Source organism: Pseudomonas sp. BW16M2, assembly GCF_014268865.1.
GTDB lineage: Bacteria > Pseudomonadota > Gammaproteobacteria > Pseudomonadales > Pseudomonadaceae > Aquipseudomonas > Aquipseudomonas peradeniyensis.
Window position 1 is genome coordinate 64,483 of record NZ_JABWRI010000008.1, and the last position, 19,443, is coordinate 83,925.

The following is a 19,443-nucleotide window of genomic DNA, read 5'->3' on the forward strand; positions in this document are numbered from 1 at the left end:
ATGCTGGGGATTTTCGTTCGACTGCTCGGCGCCGACGCCGTGTTCCTGCGCCGTTACCTGCGCCTGGCACTGGTGTATGGCGTGCTCTGCGGGCTGACCATCGTCACCCTGGTGCCGATCCTGCTCCACCTGCTGGGCAACCAGCTGGAAGCCGCCGGACAGTGGCTGGCGCTATTGGCCCTGGGCGTGGTGGTGTGCTGGTACCTGCGCCGGCGGGTGGAGAAGGCCGGAATCGCCGTCGGTATCGCGGTGCTGCGCGGTGGCCGCCAGCGCCTGGGCGAGCACGTCGGCACGCTGCCGGTTGGCTGGTTCAGCGCTGCCAACACCGCGCGCCTGAGCCACGTCACCACCCAGGGCATGATGGAAATCGCGCAACTGCCGGCCCACGTGTTCACGCCGCTGTTCACCGGGGTGGTGACGCCGCTGGTGATCCTCGTCGCGCTGTTGCTGGTCGACCTGCGCCTGGGCCTGGTGGCCCTGGTCAGCCTGCCGCTGCTGGCCCTGGTGATGCTGGCGACGATGCGCCTGGGCCAGCGCGCCGACCAGCGCTACCAGCGCGACACCGCGCAGACCAGCCAGCGCATGGTCGAGTTCGCCCAGGCGCAGTCGGTGCTGCGCGCCTTCAATGGCGAGCAGGGCGGCACGCGCTTCCTGGAGCAGGCCGTGGCCCAGCAACAGCAGGCGGCGCGCAAGCTGATCCAGCTTTCGGCGCTGTCGTCGGTGCTCAATGTCTGGGCGGTGCAGGCCAGCTTCGCCGCCTTGCTGGTGACCGCCACGCTGTGGCTCGGCGAGCAGGCCGGTGCCGCCTTCGACAGCGCGGCGGTGATCGCCACCCTGGTCGCGCTGGTGCTGGCGACCCGTTTCATCGACCCGTTGCTGGATGTGGCCGGCTACAGCGAGGTGCTGCGCGGCACCCGTGGCCAGTTGCAGGCGGTGGCCGAGCTGCTGGCCGTCGAGCCGCTGCCCGAACCCGCCGCGCCGCAGGCGCCGGCCGATGGTTCGGTGCAACTGGAGCAGGTCGGTTTCCGCTACGGCGATGACCAACCCGAAGTGCTGCGCGAGGTCAGCCTGGATATCGCGCCCGGCAGCATGACCGCGTTGGTCGGCGCGTCGGGGTCGGGCAAGACCACCCTGGTACGCCTGATCGCCCGCTTCTTCGATGTCACCCAGGGCCGGGTCAAGGTCGGTGGGGTGGATGTGCGGCAGATGTCCGCCGAACAGCTGGCCGGGCAGATCAGCCAGATCTTCCAGGACGCCTACCTGTTCCAGGGCACCATCGCCGACAACATCCGCCTCGGCAAACCCGATGCCAGCGAGGCCGAGGTGCTCGAGGCGGCGCGGCTGGCCGGGGTGCAGGAGATCCTCGAACGCCTGCCCGAAGGCTTGCACACGCCGGTGGGCGAGGGCGGTGCACGGCTGTCCGGCGGCGAACGCCAGCGTATCTCGATTGCCCGGGCGCTGATCAAGGACGCGCCGATCCTGCTGATCGACGAGGCCACCGCGGCGCTGGACGCCGAGAACCAAGCGGCCATCGCCGAGGCGCTGGCACGGCTGCGCGGCAAGCGCACGCTGATCGTCATCGCCCACCAGCTGTCGACGGTGGCCATGGCCGACCAGATCGTGGTGCTGGACCAAGGGCGCATCCGCGAGCAGGGCGCCCATGCCCAGTTGGCCGCCGAGGGCGGGCTGTACGCGCACTTCCTCGAGCAGCGCCGGGCCGCCAAGGGCTGGCGTATCGGCGAGGCGGCGGGTGATGGAGTGACCGCTTGACTCGGGTGCTGCTGCCAACGCTGTTGTTGCTGCTGTGTGGCGCTTCATTGATGGTCGGGGCCAGCCAGATGTCCTGGTCGGCCTTGCTGTCGGCCAGCGACGATGCCTGGCTGACCCTCACCGCCAGCCGCCTGCCACGCCTGGCGGCGCTGGTGCTGACCGGTATCGGCCTGTCGATCTGCGGGGTGATCCTGCAGCAGATCGTGCGCAACCGCTTCGTCGAGCCGGCCACCTGCGGCGGACTCGACGCGGCCAAGCTGGGCATCCTGGTGGCCCTGACCGTGCTGCCCGGAGCCGGGGCCAGCGGACGCATGCTGTTCGCCCTGGTGTTCTGCCTGCTGGCAAGCCTGGTGTATGTGGCGATCATCCGCCGCATCCGCTTTACCAACCTGGTGCTGGTGCCAGTGATCGGACTGATGTACGGCAGCCTGCTCAGCGCCATCGCCGAATTCTACGCCTACCGCCACAACATCCTGCAGAGCATGCAGGGTTGGCTGCTGGGCGACTTCTCGCGGGTGATCGAGGGCAACTACGAGATCATCTACCTGATCCTGCCGATCGTCGTGCTCACCTACCTGTACGCCCAGCGCTTCACCGTGCTCGGCATGGGCGAGGGCATGGCCACCAGCCTCGGGCTCAACTACGCGGCCACCGCCATCCTCGGCCTGGTGCTGGTGGCGGTGACCGTGTCGGCCACGGTGATCACCGTGGGCGCGATCCCCTTCGTTGGCCTGGTGGTGCCGAACCTGGTGGCGCTGCGCTACGGCGAGAACCTCAAGCGCACCCTGCCCATCGTCGCCATGTGCGGCGCGGCGCTGCTGCTGGCCTGCGACATCCTCGGCCGGCTGCTGATCCATCCCTACGAGGTGCCCATTGGCCTGACCGCTGGCAGTGTCGGCGGCGTGCTGTTCCTGTTGCTGATCCTGTGGAAGTGCAGATGATGCGTCGCGCCGCCTGGTTGTTGCTGCCGGCCCTGGCGCTGGCGTTCCTGTTGATGGGCTCGGGCCTGGACTTCAGCTACGTGATCCCCAAGCGCCTGGTGCGCCTGGGCGCGATCGTCGTGGCCGGGGTGTGCATCGCCTTGTCCTCGGTGATCTTCCAGACCCTGGCCGGCAACCGCGTGCTGACCCCGGCGATCATGGGCTACGAAGGCATCTACCTGCTGTTCCAGGCCCTGCTGGTGCTGTGGCTGGGCACCGCCAGCGTGGCGCTGCTGGGCGCCCAGGGCAACGCGCTGCTGTCGATCGCGCTGATGCTCGGCTACTCGTGGCTGCTGCAGCGCTGGCTGCTGCGCGAGGGGCGCGGTGATGTCTATCGTCTGTTGCTGCTGGGCCTGGTGCTGACCATGGTGCTGGGCACCTTCACCCAGTTCATCCAGCTCAAGACCAGCCCGGGAGAGTTCTCCATCCTGCAGAGCCTGGGCTACACCAGCTTCAACCGCGCCCAGCCGACCCAGGTGCTGTACTCGGGCCTGCTGGTGGCGGCGGTGGCGCTGCTGGTGGCGCGCGGCACGCGGGTGCTCGACGTGCTGGCGCTGGGGCGCGACCAGGCCATCGCCCTGGGCCTGGACCATGGCCGCTGCCTGCGCCTGCAGATGGCGCTGATCGCGGTGCTGGTGGCGGTCTCCACCAGCCTGGTGGGACCGACCGCGTTCATGGGCGTGTTCGTCGCCAACATCGCCTACGCCCTGGCGCGCAGCGCCCGGCACCAGGTCACCCTGCCACTGGCCTGCGCCGTGGCCATCGGCATATTCCTGCTCGCCCAGCTGCTGGTCGAGCACCTGTTCAACTACCGGACCAGCGTCAGCATCCTCGTCAATCTGGTGTGCGGCGCCTACTTCCTCGCGCTGATGGTCCGAACCCGAGGCACCCCATGATCACCCTCGAACACCTGCACAAGGCCTATGGCGACAAGACCGTGCTCGACGACGTGAGCCTGGCGTTTCCCGCAGGCCAGGTCACCTCGTTGATCGGCCCCAACGGCGCCGGCAAGAGCACGTTGCTGATGTGCATCGCCCGGCTGTTGCCGGCCAATCGCGGGCGGATCCTGCTCGACGGCCAGGACATCGGCCGCATCGCCATCGCCGACTACGCCCGCCGCGTGGCCACCCTGCGCCAGGTGCTGGACTTCAACCTGCGCCTGACCGTCGAGGAACTGGTCGCCTTCGGCCGCTTTCCCTACAGCCGCGGCCTGCTGACCGCCGACGACCAGCAGGTGATCGACGAGTCGCTGGATTTCCTCGGGCTGCAGCCTCTGCGCGGGGCTTACCTCGACGAGCTCAGCGGCGGCCAGCGGCAAATGGCCTTCCTGGCCATGACCATCGCCCAGCGCACCGACCTGCTGCTGCTCGACGAGCCGCTGAACAACCTCGACATGAAGCACGCGGTGCAGATCATGCAGGCGATCCGCAGGCTCTGCGACGAGCAGGGGCGCACGGTGATCCTGGTGGTGCACGACATCAACTTCGCCGCCAACTATTCCGACCACATTGTCGCGATGAAGGGCGGCGCCGTGCACAGCCACGGGCCGGTCGCCGAGGTGGTCACCCAGGCCAACCTGCGTGCGCTGTTCGGCCTGGCCTTCGAGATCCTGCCCAGCGCACACGGTTTCGTCTGCAACTACTTCAACCCATCACTATCGAGAGAGCTGGTATGAACGGAATCTGCAAGATACTGCTGGCCGCCGCCGTGGCGGCCGCGCTGCCCGGCTGCGACCAGGCCCCGCCGGCACAGGCGCGCGCCGCCAGTGCCGACTACGCCCCGGTGAAGGTCGAGCACGCCCTGGGCACCACGCTGGTCGAACACCAGCCGCAGCGCGTGGTGGCCTTCGACATGAGCGAGCTGGACACCCTCGACCAGCTCGGCGCGCCGGTGGTCGGCATCGCCAAGGACTATGTGGCGGGCTTCCTGGCCAAGTACCGCGACGACCCCAAGGTGGCCGATGTCGGCACCACCATCCAGCCCAACCTCGAGCGCCTGCATGCGCTCAAGCCCGACCTGATCCTGATCTCGCCGCTGCAGGCGCAGAGCTACCAGGAGCTGAGCCAGATCGCCCCGACGGTGCATTACGACATCGACATGGACAACCGTCAGGGCAACGTCATCGAGACCGCCAAGCAGCACCTGCTGACCGTCGGACGGATCCTCGGCAAGGAAGACCGGGCCCGGGAAACCGCCGCGCGCATCGACGCCAAGGTGGCCCAGGTGCGCCAGGTGACCGACGGGCGCCCGGAGAAAGCGCTGGTGGTGCTGCACAACAACGGCGCGTTCACCGCCTACGGCGTGCGCTCGCGCTACGGCTTCATCTTCGACACCCTCGGGGTCAAGCCGGCCAGTGACGACATGCAGGCCGGCCTGCACGGGCAGCCGATTTCCAACGAGTTCATTCACCAGGCCGACCCGGACATCCTCTACGTGATCGACCGCACCGCGGTGATGGAGCGCAGGGCCGCGCTGGACCGCGAAACCCTGGACAACCCGCTGCTGCGCCAGACCAAGGCGTGGAAGAACGGCCATATGGTGTTCGTCGACCCGCAGACCTGGTACCTGTGCACGGCCAGCGTGACCTGCCTGGAGCGAGTGGCGGACGAGGTGGTGAAGGGGTATCAGGGCTAATCCTGCATGCGATACGGCAAACCCGTTCTCATGGACCAAAACATGATTCTTTGATTTGACTGGGACAGCGTGGGAGCGGGCTTGCCCCGCGATCACCGGCGAAGCCGGTGCCTCAGACCCATCGCGGGGCAAGCCCGCTCCCACGCTAGAACTCCGTTCTATGTGCGGGGAAACCGATAGTGGCCAAATGACTGTAATTTCTGTTGAGGGATTCGCCGACTCGTACGGAATGACTAATGAGAAACATTACCATTTCGTCCCGAAAGGAATCCCACATGTCTCCACTGCAACATCCCTTGGCCCCGAACCTGCCCCGCAGGGCCTTGCGCATGGCCGTGCTGCTGGGCATGGCCGCCATCGCCGGCAACGCCTTCGCGCAACCGCCACGTTCCACCACCTCGGCGCAGCAACAGACCCCTGATGTGAAGGAAGAGGGCCTGACCCTGCCGGAAACCCTGGTACAGGACACACGAGACTCGCTCGGCGCTCCGCCAGCGGAATATGCCGGTGGCCAGGTCGGCTCGGGCAGCCGGCTCGGGCTGATGGGCAACAAGGACTTCAGCGAAACACCGTTCAACGCCATCAGCTACACCAAGGAATACATCGAGAACCGCCAGGCCCAGGACATCGGCTCGGTGATCGGCGCCACCGATCCGTCGGTCTATGTGCCGAGCAAGCGTGGCATCTTCGAGACTTTCTTCATTCGTGGCCTCTACAGCACCGGTAACGACATCACCTTCAATGGCCTGCCGAGCATGGCGCCGAACATGCGCGGCTCCACCGAGCTTGCCGAGCGCATCGAAGTGCTCAAGGGCCCGTCGGCGCTGCTCAACGGCATGCCGCCTGACGGCAGCGTCGGCGGCAGCATCAACATCGTGCCCAAGCGTGCCGGCGACGAGCCCCTGGCCCGGCTGACCGCCTCGTACGAGTCCGACGGCCTGGCCGGCATGCATGCCGATATCGGCCGCCGCTTTGGCGACCAGAAGCAGTTCGGCGTGCGCTTCAACGGCGTCTACCGCGACGGCGACACCCCCGTGGACGACCAGCAGCACCGCATGCAGCTGTCGTCGCTGGCCCTGGACTGGCGCGGCGAGCGGGCGAGGGCATCGCTGGACTACTACCACCAGCGCGAGCGCATGGACGGGGTCAACTACTTCGGCATCTCCTCGATCAGCCCCGGGGTGACTCACCTGCCCAAGGCCAAGAAGGGCGACCACTCGCTGGCCCCGGAGTGGGGCTACACCGTCAACGACACCGACACCGTGGTGCTGCGCGGCGAGTACGACCTCAACGACTCGCTCACCGCATTCGCCGGCTGGGGCCACAGGGAAGGGGGCTACAACGCCCTGATGACCAGCGGCATGCTGCTCAACGATGCCGGCGACATCTCCGCCACGCCGATTCGCTCGGCCCGCGATGGCGAGCAGAAGTCCGGCGAAGTCGGCCTGCGCGGGCGTTTCGCCACCGGGCCCGTGGATCACGCCTGGTCGCTGGCGGCCACCCGCTACGACTCCGAGAACAGCTTCAAGGACAAGCGCCTGTCGTCGACCATCCGCACCAACTACTACAACCTGGACTACGGCCCGCGCCCGGAGATCGGCGAGTACGGCAACGTCACCTCGCGCATGCGTGCCCGGCTGAGCAGCGAAGCCTTGCTCGACACGATGTCGTTTCTCGATGACAAGGTGCAATGGACCGTCGGTGCACGTCACCAAAACGTGCGTGCGTCGAACTATAACGGCAACCACCAGCGCACCTCCAAGGCCTACGATGAAAGCCGGGTATCGCCGGCCACGGCCTTGCTGGTCAAGGTCACCGACGAGCTGTCGCTGTACGGTAATTACATTGAAGGCCTGAGCCAGGGCGGCATCGCACCGGACAACGCGCGCAACGCGGGCGCGATCATGGCGCCGTACCAGACCAAGCAGTACGAACTGGGCGCCAAGCTCGACCTTGGGACGTTCGCCCACACGGTCAGTGTCTACCAGGTGAAGAAGCCCAGCGCCTATACCGACCCGGTCACGCAGGTCTACGGCGTGTACGGCGAGCAGCGCAACCGTGGCCTGGAATGGTCGTTCTTCGGTGAGCTCGAGCCGGGCCTGCGTCTGCTGGGCGGTGCGTCCTACACCAAGGCCGAGCTGACGAAATCGATACGCAAGGAGAACGAAGGCAACCAGGCCACCGGCGTGCCCAAGGTGCTGGCCAAGCTCGGCGTCGAGTATGACCTGCGTGAACTTCCGGGCTTGACCCTGACCGGCAACGCCAACTATGCCGGCCGGCGCTACGCCACCGATGCCAACAACCTGTCGCTGCCGTCCTACACGATCTTCGACCTGGGCGCCCGCTACAGCCTGAAGATCTCGGACAAGCCGGTGACCTTCCGCGCCACCGTGCAGAACGTGGCCAACAAGGCCTACTGGATCGGTTCGTGGAATGGCGGCGATGGCAGTGGCCTGTCCGGTGGGCTGGGGACGCCGCGGTCGTTGTTGTTCTCTACCTCGGTGGATTTCTAGCCAGACCAGCGCTGGCTGCAGCGTGGGAGCGGGCTTGGCCCGCGATCACCGGCACAGCCGGTGCCAGGCAGAGAGTGAAGTGTTGGCTCCAAGTGTTTGGCGATAGTCTTGCAGCGCCTACAAGATCGAGCGCCGCCCGCGCGGCGCATCGCGACGCAAGGCCGCTCCTACATTTGTTGCAACGTGCCGAACCTGTCAGGCCATGGTTGCCCGCCTTGGTGCATGTCTTTAGACAGGTAAGGCGCCAGTGGTGCCCACACTGAAACCGCGTCGTACCCACAAGGCGGACCCGGTAATGGCACAGGATTGACTGGCCCGAAATAGATGTAGGAGCGGCCTTGCGTCGCGATGCGCCGCGCGGGCGGCGCTCGATCTCAAGAGCGCTGCAACTCCCTCGTCGGACACCCCCTCACACCCGAAACCGCGACACACTCGCCTGCATGCCCTGGGCAATCTCCCCAAGCCGCTGCGCCGCCGAGGCCAGTTGCCGGGTGGTGTCGGTACTGTCCCGCGACATGCGGGCAATCAGCTCGACCTGCTGCGCCACCTCCTGGCTGGCCTTGGTCTGTTCGCCGATGGTCTGTGAGATCTCCTCGACCACCGAGGCGGCGCGCCGTGCCCCTTCACGAATCTGCTGGATCGACGCCCCGGCCTGGGTAGCCAGCTCCACCCCGGCGCGTACCCGGGTGACGCCAGTCTGCATGCTGTCCACGGCATTGCCGGTGCTGTGGCGGATGCGCTCGATCATGTCGGCGATTTCCCGGGTCGACTGCGCCGTGCGCCCGGCCAGGCCGCGCACCTCGTCGGCCACCACGGCGAAGCCGCGTCCGGCGTCGCCGGCGCGGGCCGCTTCGATGGCCGCATTGAGGGCCAGCAGATTGGTCTGCTCGGCGATGGTGTTGATCACCTGGATGATCGAATAGATCTCCTCGGAACTCTGGCCCAGCACGGTGATGGTTTCGGAGGAGCGGTTGACCGCCTCGTCGATCCCCTGCATGCCGCCGACCACGCTAAGAATGACCTCGCCGCCGTCGCTGGCCAGGCGCTCGGACTGGCCGGAAATGGACTGCGCATCCCGGGCGTGCTCGGCGATCTGCGCCAGGTTGGCGATCATCTGCTCGGTGGCCGAGGCCATGCTCACGGCACTGTCGGACTGCTGGCTGGTGCGTTCCACCAGGCTGCTGGAGGCCTGGCCCAGTTCGTCGGCCACCTCACGAAGCAGCAGGTTTTCCTCGTGGATGGCCTTGATCATGTTGCCCAGGCTGTCGCGCATGTCGGCCAGCGAGCGCAGCAGGTGCCCGGTCTCGTCGCGGTCATGGACCTGGATCTGGGTAGTCAGGTCTCCCTGGGCGATGCGTTCGGCCACCGCCATGGTCTGGCTCAAGGGACGCAGGATCGAGCGCAGCAGCAGGACGGTGCACAGCGCCAGGACCAGGGTGGCCAGGATCATCCCGCCCACCAGCACGGCGATGCCCTGGTGCAGGGTGGCGGTGCTCTGCTCGCGGCTCTTGTCGGCGTTGCCGGCGATCAGATCGCTGAGGGTGCTGTTGCGCTGCTCCAGCTCCTTGAACGCCGCGACGAAGGCCGGCAACTGCGCCTGGGCCTGCTCGGGCGACTTCAAGGCCAACTGGATGATCGAGGTGGCGCTGGCGATGTAGTGGTCGAGGAGGGGGCCCAGCTCGCTGATAGCCTGGTGCAGGTCGCTATCCAGAGGCAGTTCGAGGTTGCTTTGCATGACACTGCGGAACCACTTGGCGTGCTCGTCGAGGTCGGCCAGCACCTGGTTGGCGGTGTCCGTGTCGCCCGGCTTGACCAGCAGGGCGGCCAGCACGTCGGCGCGCAGCGCGTCGTGCATCATGTCGCCTTCCATGTGATTGCGCAGGGCGGCCATGCTGTCCTCGCTGCGCTTGAGTGCCTGGTTCTGGTCATGCTCGGCGAGCAGGCCGCTGCCGCCGAGCAACAGCGCGGCGAGGATGCTGACCAGACCGAACCCGATGGTTTTCTGGCGAATGTCCATTTCGAACAGGCTCCGTGGGGTGGGTCTGCTGAGCATAGATGGCTGGCCGGACGATGCACGGGGCATTGCGGTCGGGGAGCGGGTATGATTAACATAACAATGGTTATCTTAACTGTTGTCACTCCCAGCAAGCGTGAGGAAGCTCCATGCAAACAAGAATTACAGCGCTCACAGGCACCCGCTACCCGATCGTCCAGGGCGGCATGCAGTGGGTCGGGCGCGCCGAACTGGCCAGCGCGGTCTCCAATGCCGGCGGCCTGGGCATCCTGACTGCGCTGACCCAGCCGACCCCCGACGCCCTGGCGGCGGAGATCGCCCGCTGCCGGACCCTGACCGGGCAGCCGTTCGGGGTGAACCTGACGATCCTGCCGACAACCACGCCGCCGCCCTATGCGGACTACGCGACGGCGATCATCGAAAGCGGCGTCAAGGTCGTCGAGACCGCCGGCCGCAGCCCTGCGGAGCTGGTCGAACGGTTCAAGTCGGCGGGCATCCGCATCATCCACAAGTGCACCTCGGTACGCCACGCACTGTCCGCCGAGCGGGCCGGGGTCGACGCGGTCAGCATCGACGGCTTCGAGGCCGCCGGCCACCCGGGCGAGGACGACGTGCCGGGCCTGGTGCTGATCCCGGCGGCGGCGGCGGCCCTGCGCATCCCCATCCTGGCCTCGGGCGGCATCGCCAACGGTGCCGGCATGGCCGCGGCGCTGATGTTGGGCGCCGAAGGTATCAACATGGGCACGCGCTTCATGCTCACCCGCGAGGCGCCTATCCACCCGACGATCAAGGCGGCCATCGCCGCCGGCAGCGAGCGCGACACCCGGTTGATCTTCCGTTCCCTGCGCAATACCGGGCGGGTGTTCAGCAATGCCATCTCCAGGGAGGTGGTGGAGATCGAGGGCCAGCCAGGCACCCAGTTCGAGGATATCCGTCCACTGGTGGCCGGTGCGCGGGGCCGCGCCGCACTGGAAAGCGGCGAGGTGGACGGCGGGATCCTCTGGGCGGGCCAGGCGATCGGCCTGATCGACGATATTCCCAGCTGCGCCGAACTGCTCGAGCGGATCGTCGCGGACTGTCGCCAGGCGATCCGCCGGGGCGCAGGCCTGGTCGGGGAGGGCAACTGATGTACCACAGCATCCGTTACCAACTGGGCGAAGACGGCATCCTGCTGCTGACCCTGGCCCGGCCCGAGCGGCTGAACGCCTTTACCGTCGAGATGTGCGACGAACTGGTCGATGCCTATGGCCGTGCCAGCCGGGACGATGCGGTCAGGGCCATCGTGGTGACCGGGGAGGGACGCAGCTTTTGCGCCGGCATGGACCTGGCGGTGGAGGGGAATGTCTTCGGCCTGGACGAGAGCCAGGCGCCAACCCTCGAAGACCTGCGCGAGCGCGGGCACCTGCCGCATATCCTGCGCGGCGTGCGGGATACCGCCGGACGCGTGGCGCAGGCGATGCTGGCCTGCCTCAAGCCAATTGTCGGCGCGATCAATGGCCCGGCGATCGGTGTGGGCTCGACCATGCTGCTGCCCATGGATGTGCGCCTGGCCTGCGTCCAGGCCCGGTTCGGTTTCGTGTTCGGCAAGCTGGGGGTTACCCCGGAGGGCTGCTCCACCTGGTTCCTGCCGCGCATCGTCGGCCTGCCACAGGCGCTGGAGTGGTTGTACCGGGCCGAGATCTTCGACGCCGAAGAGGCCCTCGACAAAGGGCTGGTCCGTGAACTGCTGCCGGCCGAGACCCTGGTGGAACAGGCGCGGGCTTTCGCCCTGTCCCTGGTGGCCGGGCGCTCGGCGGTGTCGATCGCGCTGATTCGGCAGATGCTTTACCGCAACAGTGCCCTGGACGATCCAATGGCCGCCAACGATATCGAGTCACTGGCGATGTTCCACACCAGCCAGGCCGATGGCAAGGAAGGTGTACGGGCCTTTCTAGAAAAGCGCGAGCCGGACTTTACCGGGCGGGCGTCACGGTTGCCGGCGTTCTATCCCTGGCACTAGGCGTTAGCCACCATCAGTGTCAGCGCCTTGCAGGCCGTTTCGGTCTCCGCCTGCAGGCGCTCCAGGTCACCGTGGGCGCACCAGGCCACCAGCAGGCCGTCGAACAGCAGGATGAGCATGCGGCTGGCGGCCTTCAAGGCGTCGCTGTCGAGGCGTTCGCCGACTACCTGGGCGAGGGCCTGCTCGGTGGCCTCGACACCCACGCCGTAGATCCGCGTGGCCATCTGCGGCTGATTGCGGATGGTCCAGAAAAACAATTCCGATTGCGCCCGGGCCAGGTCCGGGTTGCCGGTGATCCAGGCCACCACCTGGCGCAGCATGCCGGCGACGGTCTGCGCCGGGTCGCTATCTGAAGGCACCAGGTCCAGCGACTGTTGAGGCAGCTGGAACAGCGAGTCATAGACCGCGTAGAACAGCTCGTCCTTGGTCTTGAACACATAGTGCAGCGAGGCGAGCGGATACCCGGCGGCCGCCGCGATCCGCCGCGTGGTGGCGTTGGCCGCGCCATGTTCGGCGATCACCTTGACCGCCGCCTTGACGAACTCCTGCCTGCGCAATTCTGCGCCCAGTCTGGCCATGAACCTTCTCCTTGCTGTCATCACGCGGCGAATACTAGCGCAGGTGCCAGCGCAACGTCAGGGGGCAGGCAGGCGTGCCGGAAACAAATAGGTAACAGTCGTTTCGTAAATTCACAATATTGGTGCGCGCCCTGGCACAAGCTGGTGCGAGCGTGTCGCCAGGTATCACGTATCAATTGTTATGAAATATGTAAGAGAATGATATACAAAGTAAATATTCATCAAGTCCAGGTTGGCATGTGGCTTGCTCTGGTCGATTGACTTGGTCAGTTGACCAAGTTCGTCGAACCGTGACCGACGCTGTCCGATCCACCTGGTGTGGCCAGGCGGTGGCGAGCGGTCAGAGCCCATGAGGACCTTGCAATGAAACACGTGTTTGCGCGCCCCGATGCCAGCCGCCCGGCGGTTGGCGAAGTCAGGCAGTGGTTGACGGCACTGGCCGCATCGCTGGCTTTGTGTTCGGCCCAGGCGGCGCAGCAGGACGCCGCGCAACTCGGTACCACGCTGACGCCGCTGGGTGGGGAGGTTGCCGCCAGCGCGGATGGCGCGATCCCGGCCTGGACGCCGCCGGGTCGGCAGGACGCGGGCTGGAGCTATGGCGAGGTACGTGGCCAGCGCTGGAAGTTCAAGGATGACAAACCGCTGTACAGCATCAGCGCGGCCAATGTCGCCCAGTATGCGAGCAAGCTCTCGCCCGGCCAGCTGGAACTGTTCAAGAAGATCCCGGGCTACCGGATGGATGTCTACCCGACCCGGCGCAGTTGTGGCGTGCCGGACTTCGTCGCCACCAACACCCGCAGCAACGTCGGCTTCGCCCAGCTCGACGGCGATGGCCTGGCCCTGCAGGAGGCCCATGTCCCCGGTATTCCGTTCCCCATGCCCAAGAGCGGTGCCGAGGTCATGTGGAACATGAAGATGCGCTATCGCGGCGTGGGCTTCGATATGGCCAAGACCATCTCCGGTATCTCGCCGCGCAAGGGCGGCGGCGAATGGCTGCGCACCTCCACCGACTGGTTCGCCTACACCCCCTGGGGCGCGAAGGGCAGTGCGCTGTTCTCATCCTTCGACCACCTGGAGATGGCCACCTACTTCTCCTACAACGAGCCCGCCGCCCTGGCCGGGCAGGCCGGCGTGGTCACCACCAAGGCCGGTGAACAGGCCACCACCTTCTACTACTTCCCCGGCCAGCGCCGAGTACGGCGCATGCCGTCGTATTCCTACGACGCGCCGCAGATCGGCCTGGACAACCAGTACACCATCGACGAATCGAATGTGTTCTTCGGCCCCATGGACCGCTTCGACTGGAAGCTGGTCGGCAAGCAGGAACTGCTGGTGCCCTACAACGCTTTCGGCGCCTACGACGGCTCGGCGCGGATAGAGGACGTCGCCAAGCAGGACTTCATCGCCCCCGAGTCCCGCCGCTACGAGCTGCACCGGGTCTGGGTGGTCGAGGCCAACGTGCGCCAGGGCATGCGCCACCAGGCGCCCAAGCGGGTGTTCTACATCGACGAGGACAGCTGGAACGGCCTGATGGCGGTGGACTACGACAGGCAGGGGCAGATCTGGAAGGTCCGCGAGGGCTTCACCATCCCCGTGTACGAAACCGGCGCCTGCGATATGGAAGCCCAGGTCCAGTACAACCTGGTCGATGGCCGCTACCTCTACGACATGACCTCGATCGGGGCGGGCAAGAAGGACCACCGCTGGCTCGCCGAGGACGCCGGAAACCCGCGTCTGAAGCGTGATTTCTATACCTCCGACAACCTGCGAGCCATCAGCGAACGTTGACCCACCTCCGACCACGAGCGCCGACATGAAAAGAACAATCACAAAAGTTTCTGGCCTTGCTGTTGCGTGCATGACCCCTCTGGCAATGGGCTTCACCTTCGAAACCGAGTCGATCCGCGGCTCGTTCGACTCGACCATTTCCTATGGCCTGGGCCTGCGTACCGAGTCTCAGGGCTGCAACCTGATCAACCAGGGCACCGCTGGCCACCATCCGCCCGCCGGCTGCCTGGCGCAGACCTCAGGCATCGGTGACCAGGGCGACCTCAACTACGACAAGGGCGACCTGTTCACCCACTACCTCAAGGGCACCCACGAGCTGCTGCTGAAACTGCCCGAGGACTTCACCTTCATGGCCCGCGGCAGCTGGATCCGCGACTTCGCCGCCAGCGACACCAGCGGCGCGCTGTCCTTCAATACCCCGGCCGAGGTGGGCAACGACGGTCTGACCCGCTCGGCCCGTGACGACCTGGATTTCCGCGCCCGCCTGCTCGACCTGTGGGTGAGCAAGGGCTTCGATCTCGGCGACCAGCGGGTGCGGGCGCGCCTGGGCAACCAGGTCATCAACTGGGGCGAGAGCCTGTTCGTGCAGGGCGGCATCAACAACACCAACGCCTACGACCTCCAGGCCCTGGCCCGCCCCGGCGTGCAGCTCAAGGAAGCGGTGCTGCCGGCGCCCATGCTCAGCCTCGCCTCAGGCCTGGGCAGCGGCTTCAACATCGAGGCCTACTACCAGTTCGCCTGGAACAAGAGCGAGATCCCGCCCGTGGGCAGCTACTGGTCCACCAGCTCAGCCTTGGGCAGCGGCATGAAGACCTACGGTTTCGACGACAAGGATGCCCGCGACAGCGGTCAATGGGGTGTGTCGCTGCGCTGGCAGCCGCAGGACACCGACCTCAACCTCGGCCTCTACGTGATGCGCTACCACGACAAGCTGCCTTCGCTGACCACGCGGCTGCTCGATCCGGACACCTTTGCCGTGGCGCAGCAATGGGAATACCCCGAAGACCGCATGCTCTACGGCATCAGCGCCAACCTGCCGATCGGCGACTGGGCGGTGGGCACCGAGCTGTCCTACCGTCCGCGGGACGCGGTACCGCTCAACCCGGTGCTCGACCTGTGCGGCAACAACCGCGGCAAATGCTGGAAGGACGAGAAGAAGTTCCAGTGGCACCTGACCGGGCTGTACAGCATGACGCCGTCCAACTCACCCGGGCTGCTCGAACTCACCGGGGCCAGCACCGGGAGCCTGCTGACCGAGCTGGTGGTCATCAAGTACCCGGGGCTGCACGACAGCTACGACGGCGAGGTCATCGCCGCCGGGGCCAACACCTGGCAGCTGGACCCGGCGAGCGCGCCCAGGGCGCGGGGCGACAAGACCTCCTCGGGAATCAACCTGGACTTCAGCCTGACCTACGACGGCACCCTGCTGCCGGGCTGGCAGGTCACCCCGGGGATCTTCTACTCCCGCTCGCTGGGCGGGCGCACGCCGAACCTGGCGGCGACCTTCACCGAGGACGCCAGCAGCATGAACCTGTACCTGAATTTCGTACGCAACCCGGCCAGCTGGCAGATCTCGGTCAACTACGCGAAGTTCATGGGCGGCGACACGCCCTATGACCAGTTGCTGCGTGACCGCGACTACGTCGGTTTCGTGCTGTCGCGCACCTTGTGAGGCCTGCCGTGAATAGTCCTGTACACTTTTCGCAAACACCGCTGCGCGGTCTGCTGGCACGCATCGAGGGCCGGCTGTTCGACCATCGACGCCTGATCCTGACGCTGCTGGCGTTGTTCACCCTGGGCATGGCCTGGTTCGCCGTGCAGCTGCGCATGGAGGCCGGGTTCGAGAAGCAGCTGCCCATCGGCCATGAATACGTGCGCACCTTCGAGCAGTACCGCAAGGACCTGCTGGGAGCCAACCGCCTGACGATCGTGGTCAAGGCCCGCCAGGGCGGCATCTGGACCGAGGCCGGCCTGCGCCGGCTGGCCGATGTCACCCAGGCGGTCACCTTCCTGCCCAATGTGTCGCGCAGCAGCGTGCGGTCGCTGTGGACGCCCAACGCTTTCGTCAACGAAATCACCGAAGAGGGCTTTCGCGCCGATCCGCTGGTGCCGGGGACGGTGACCCCCGAACGCCTCGATGCCCAGGCCATCGCCCGCATCGCCGACTCCACCGCCCAGGGCGGCTTCATCGGCACCCTGGTTTCCCGCGACCAGGGCAGCGCGATGGTCACCGCCGAGCTCGACGAGTTCGACGCCCAGGGCCAGCGCCTGGACTACGTGGCCTACAACCAGGTACTGGAGCAGCAGGTCCGCCAGCGTTTTGAGGACCAGGATTTCGAGATCCAGATCATCGGCTTCGCCAAGCAGATCGGCGATATCGCCGACGGCGCGGCGGCGGTGCTGGAGTTCTGCCTGCTGGCGCTGCTGCTGACGGCGATCGCGGTGTACTGGTACTGCCATTCGCTGCGCTTCACCTTGCTGGCCTTGGGCTGCTCGCTGACCTCGCTGGCCTGGCAGTTCGGCAGCCTGCGCCTGCTGGGCTATGGCCTCGATCCGCTGGCGGTGCTGGTGCCGTTCCTGGTGTTCGCCATCGGCGTGTCCCATGGCGTGCAGCAGATCAACTACATCGTGCGCGAGATCGCCGACGGGCGCAGCGTCGAACAGGCCGCGCGGGCCAGCTTCAGCGGCCTGCTGGTACCGGGGACACTGGCGCTGGTGACGGCCTTCGTCTCCTTCGTCACGCTGCTGCTGATCCCGATTCCCATGGTCCGCGAACTGGCGATCACCGCGTCCCTGGGCGTGGCCTTCAAGATCGTCACCAACCTGGTGATGCTGCCCCTGGTCGCCTCGATGCTGAAAGTCGATGCACGCTACGCGGTTGCCGAGGAGGCATCACGCCGGCGCCGCGCCCGCTGGCTGCAGGGCCTGGCCCGGCTGGCGCAATGGCGCAACGCACGCTGGGTGCTGGGGCTCGCGCTGCTGGTGTTCGCCACGGCCGCCTGGCAAAGCCGCGACCGCGTGGTCGGCTCGCTGCAGGCCGGCGCGCCGGAATTGCGCGAGGACTCGCGCTTCAACCGCGACGCGGTGGCCATCGCCGGCAACTACGACATCGGCCTGGACTGGCTCAGCGTGGTCTTCGAGGTCGACCCGACCCAGGCAGCCGGCAACGCTTGCGAGGATGTCGCCCTCGGCCAGTACCAGGACCGCTTCGTCTGGGCCATGGAGGCAGTACCCGGGGTGTTGTCGGTGGCCGCGTTCTCCACGGCCATGCGCCAGTTCAACGAGGGCTACAACGAAGGCAATCCGAAGATGAGCGCGGTGCCGATCGATCCGGTCAACTACGCCTCGCTGGCCGCCGAGGTGGCACGCACCCCGGGACTGATGCGTTCCGACTGCAGCATGACCGCGGTGCACCTGTACCTGGCCGACCACAAGGCCACCACCTTGCACCAGGTGATCGCGGCGGCCAAGGCGTTCCGTGCCAGCTACCCGCAGGCGGGCATCACGGTGCGCCTGGCCTCGGGCAACGCCGGGGTGCTGGCGGCGATCAACGAGGAGGTGGAGCGCAGCGAGACGCCGATGCTGCTCTACGTCTACGCGGCCATCGCCTTGCTGGTGCTGGCGGTCTATCGCGACATGCGGGCGGTGCTGGTGTGCTGCCTGCCGCTGACCATCGGCACCTTCATCGGCTATGGGTTCATGAAGGAACTGCAGATCGGCCTGACCATCGCCACCTTGCCGGTGATGGTGCTGGCGGTGGGCATCGGCGTCGATTACGCCTTCTACATCTACAACCGCATCCAGCTGCACCTGGCCCATGGCCGGGACATCGAGACCGCCGTGCAGCAGGCGCTGCAGGAGGTGGGCATGGCAACGATCTTCACCGCCATCACCCTGGCGGTGGGCGTGGCTACCTGGGCGTTTTCCGCGCTCAAGTTCCAGGCCGACATGGGCAAGCTGCTGGCCTTCATGTTCATGGTCAACATGGTCATGGCCATGACCGTGCTGCCGGCGTTCGCCGTGTGGCTGGAGCGCATGTTCCCGCGTAAGCGCCCGGCGCGCATCATCGGCGCCCTGGCGCATTGAGGAGATCGAGATGGACTACCTGAAGACATGCCTGAGCGCCGCGCTGCTCGCCTGGCTGCCGCTGTGCCTGGCGCAGGGCGGCACCTTGCAGGCCGAACCCGCCGCTGTGGCTGCCAATGCGCCCCAGGCGATGATGCTTGCTGCGACCCGGGCCCAGGCCCGGCTGGTCGCCGTGGGTGACCACGGCATGGTGCTGCTGTCGGACGACCAGGGCCGCAGCTTTCGCCAGGCCAGCGCGGTGCCGCTGTCCACCGCGCTGACCGGGGTGAGCTTTGTCGATGCCCGGCATGGCTGGGCGGTGGGGCAGTGGGGCGCGATCCTGGCGACGACCGATGGCGGTGAGCACTGGTCGCTGCAGCGCCTGGCCAGCGAACAGGACCGACCGTTATTTGCCGTGCACTTTTTCGATGCGCGGCACGGCGTTGCCGTCGGGCTCTGGTCGCTGGTGCTGACCACCGCTGACGGCGGGGCGACCTGGACCGAACAGACGCTGCCGGCGCCGCCAGGGGCAAAGCGTGCCGACCTCAACCTGATCGGGCTGTTCGCCGACGGTCATGGCCGCCTCTATGCCACTGCCGAGCGTGGCCAGCTGCTGCGCTCCGACGACCAGGGGCTGACCTGGCGTTACCTGGACTCCGGCTACGAGGGCTCGCTGTGGGCCGGCGCGGTGCTGCCCGATGGCCGTCTGCTGGTGGGCGGGCAGCGCGGCACCTTGCTGCGGGGGGCGGCGGATGGCACGGCCTGGGAGCGCATACCGCTGCGCAGTCGCAGTTCGGTGACCGGTATCCAGGTGCAGGGGCAGCAGGTGCTGGTGGTGGGGCTGGATGGTTTGCGGGTCGAAAGCCAGGACGGGGGCGACACATTCGAGGAACAGCGCGGTGCCGATGGTGTGTCGCTGACGACGGCGTTGATCGGCGAGCAGGGTGAACCGGTGTTGTTTTCGCGGCGGGGTGTGGTGCCGCCGAAGCCCTGAGTTTACACGCTTCTACAGGGGGACGCGCTAAATTCAAAATATAAACATAACAATTGTTGTGTTTAATTTTTGCCAGCAGTAAAGTCGAGAAAAACAACAACAGAATTG

Annotated in this window: 14 protein-coding genes; 12 read left to right on the top strand and 2 right to left on the bottom strand. The window is 66.6% G+C overall.

The window, feature by feature from the left end:
* The 6 genes from HU735_RS09825 to HU735_RS09850 all read left to right on the top strand — a co-directional run bounded on the left by HU735_RS09825 (position 1) and on the right by HU735_RS09850 (position 7,897).
* On the top strand, positions 1–1,770 hold the full coding sequence (locus HU735_RS09825) for an ABC transporter ATP-binding protein (protein WP_186713319.1): 1,770 nt from the start codon (positions 1–3) through the stop codon (positions 1,768–1,770).
* Positions 1,771–1,820: 50 nt separating this feature from the next.
* On the top strand, positions 1,821–2,711 hold the full coding sequence (locus HU735_RS09830) for an iron chelate uptake ABC transporter family permease subunit (protein ID WP_238349790.1): 891 nt from the start codon (positions 1,821–1,823) through the stop codon (positions 2,709–2,711).
* Positions 2,711–3,646 carry an iron chelate uptake ABC transporter family permease subunit gene (locus tag HU735_RS09835; protein WP_186713424.1) on the top strand — a complete coding sequence of 312 codons (936 nt, stop codon included), beginning with the start codon at positions 2,711–2,713 and terminating at the stop codon, positions 3,644–3,646. Before HU735_RS09830 ends, HU735_RS09835 begins: the two co-directional genes overlap by 1 nt.
* Entirely contained in the window at positions 3,643–4,425 is a 783-nt protein-coding gene (locus HU735_RS09840; protein WP_186713321.1) for an ATP-binding cassette domain-containing protein, read from the top strand. Before HU735_RS09835 ends, HU735_RS09840 begins: the two co-directional genes overlap by 4 nt.
* Positions 4,422–5,384, top strand: coding sequence for a siderophore ABC transporter substrate-binding protein (locus HU735_RS09845; protein WP_186713322.1), 963 nt, complete (start codon positions 4,422–4,424; stop codon positions 5,382–5,384). The genes HU735_RS09840 and HU735_RS09845 overlap by 4 nt, the downstream gene beginning before the upstream one ends.
* Positions 5,385–5,659: 275 nt before the next feature.
* On the top strand, positions 5,660–7,897 hold the full coding sequence (locus tag HU735_RS09850) for a TonB-dependent receptor (RefSeq protein WP_238349782.1): 2,238 nt from the start codon (positions 5,660–5,662) through the stop codon (positions 7,895–7,897).
* 409 nt (positions 7,898–8,306) lie between these two features.
* Here the strand turns inward: HU735_RS09850 and HU735_RS09855 are convergent, their stop codons facing one another.
* Entirely contained in the window at positions 8,307–9,914 is a 1,608-nt protein-coding gene (locus tag HU735_RS09855; RefSeq protein ID WP_186713323.1) for a methyl-accepting chemotaxis protein, read from the bottom strand.
* A gap of 146 nt (positions 9,915–10,060) precedes the next feature.
* Here HU735_RS09855 and HU735_RS09860 point away from each other — a divergent pair, with 146 nt between their 5' ends.
* Positions 10,061–11,038 (top strand): nitronate monooxygenase family protein, encoded by a 978-nt coding sequence (locus tag HU735_RS09860; RefSeq protein ID WP_186713324.1) that lies wholly within the window; start codon positions 10,061–10,063, stop codon positions 11,036–11,038.
* The gene (locus HU735_RS09865) at positions 11,038–11,910 is read left to right on the top strand and encodes a crotonase/enoyl-CoA hydratase family protein (protein ID WP_202888860.1); all 873 of its coding nucleotides are present in this window, start codon (positions 11,038–11,040) and stop codon (positions 11,908–11,910) included. Before HU735_RS09860 ends, HU735_RS09865 begins: the two co-directional genes overlap by 1 nt.
* Here the strand turns inward: HU735_RS09865 and HU735_RS09870 are convergent.
* Positions 11,907–12,488, bottom strand: a complete 582-nt coding sequence (locus HU735_RS09870; protein WP_186713325.1) for a TetR/AcrR family transcriptional regulator — start codon at positions 12,486–12,488, stop codon at positions 11,907–11,909. The genes HU735_RS09865 and HU735_RS09870 overlap by 4 nt on opposite strands.
* Positions 12,489–12,851: 363 nt before the next feature.
* Between HU735_RS09870 and HU735_RS09875 the strand changes: the two genes are divergently transcribed.
* The 4 genes from HU735_RS09875 to HU735_RS09890 are packed head-to-tail and all read left to right on the top strand — an operon-like array spanning position 12,852 to position 19,335.
* Positions 12,852–14,276, top strand: a complete 1,425-nt coding sequence (locus HU735_RS09875; RefSeq protein ID WP_186713326.1) for a DUF1329 domain-containing protein — start codon at positions 12,852–12,854, stop codon at positions 14,274–14,276.
* 25 nt (positions 14,277–14,301) lie between these two features.
* On the top strand, positions 14,302–15,948 hold the full coding sequence (locus HU735_RS09880; protein WP_346655354.1) for a DUF1302 domain-containing protein: 1,647 nt from the start codon (positions 14,302–14,304) through the stop codon (positions 15,946–15,948).
* 8 nt (positions 15,949–15,956) lie between these two features.
* On the top strand, positions 15,957–18,362 hold the full coding sequence (locus HU735_RS09885) for an efflux RND transporter permease subunit (protein ID WP_186713327.1): 2,406 nt from the start codon (positions 15,957–15,959) through the stop codon (positions 18,360–18,362).
* Between the two features lie 10 nt (positions 18,363–18,372).
* A complete protein-coding gene (locus HU735_RS09890; protein WP_186713328.1) occupies positions 18,373–19,335 on the top strand; it encodes a YCF48-related protein in 963 nt (320 codons plus the stop codon).
* The last annotated feature ends 108 nt before the right edge of the window (positions 19,336–19,443 follow it).

Excerpts from the sequence above, each read along its gene's own strand:
- HU735_RS09825 (WP_186713319.1), top strand. The coding sequence starts at position 1 with ATGCTGGGGATTTTCGTTCGACTGCTCGGCGCCGACGCCGTGTTCCTG.
- HU735_RS09830 (WP_238349790.1), top strand. The coding sequence starts at position 1,821 with ATGGTCGGGGCCAGCCAGATGTCCTGGTCGGCCTTGCTGTCGGCCAGC.
- HU735_RS09835 (WP_186713424.1), top strand. The coding sequence starts at position 2,711 with ATGCGTCGCGCCGCCTGGTTGTTGCTGCCGGCCCTGGCGCTGGCGTTC.
- HU735_RS09840 (WP_186713321.1), top strand. The coding sequence starts at position 3,643 with ATGATCACCCTCGAACACCTGCACAAGGCCTATGGCGACAAGACCGTG.
- HU735_RS09845 (WP_186713322.1), top strand. The coding sequence starts at position 4,422 with ATGAACGGAATCTGCAAGATACTGCTGGCCGCCGCCGTGGCGGCCGCG.
- HU735_RS09850 (WP_238349782.1), top strand. The coding sequence starts at position 5,660 with ATGTCTCCACTGCAACATCCCTTGGCCCCGAACCTGCCCCGCAGGGCC.
- HU735_RS09855 (WP_186713323.1), bottom strand. The coding sequence starts at position 9,914 with ATGGACATTCGCCAGAAAACCATCGGGTTCGGTCTGGTCAGCATCCTC.
- HU735_RS09860 (WP_186713324.1), top strand. The coding sequence starts at position 10,061 with ATGCAAACAAGAATTACAGCGCTCACAGGCACCCGCTACCCGATCGTC.
- HU735_RS09865 (WP_202888860.1), top strand. The coding sequence starts at position 11,038 with ATGTACCACAGCATCCGTTACCAACTGGGCGAAGACGGCATCCTGCTG.
- HU735_RS09870 (WP_186713325.1), bottom strand. The coding sequence starts at position 12,488 with ATGGCCAGACTGGGCGCAGAATTGCGCAGGCAGGAGTTCGTCAAGGCG.
- HU735_RS09875 (WP_186713326.1), top strand. The coding sequence starts at position 12,852 with ATGAAACACGTGTTTGCGCGCCCCGATGCCAGCCGCCCGGCGGTTGGC.
- HU735_RS09880 (WP_346655354.1), top strand. The coding sequence starts at position 14,302 with ATGAAAAGAACAATCACAAAAGTTTCTGGCCTTGCTGTTGCGTGCATG.
- HU735_RS09890 (WP_186713328.1), top strand. The coding sequence starts at position 18,373 with ATGGACTACCTGAAGACATGCCTGAGCGCCGCGCTGCTCGCCTGGCTG.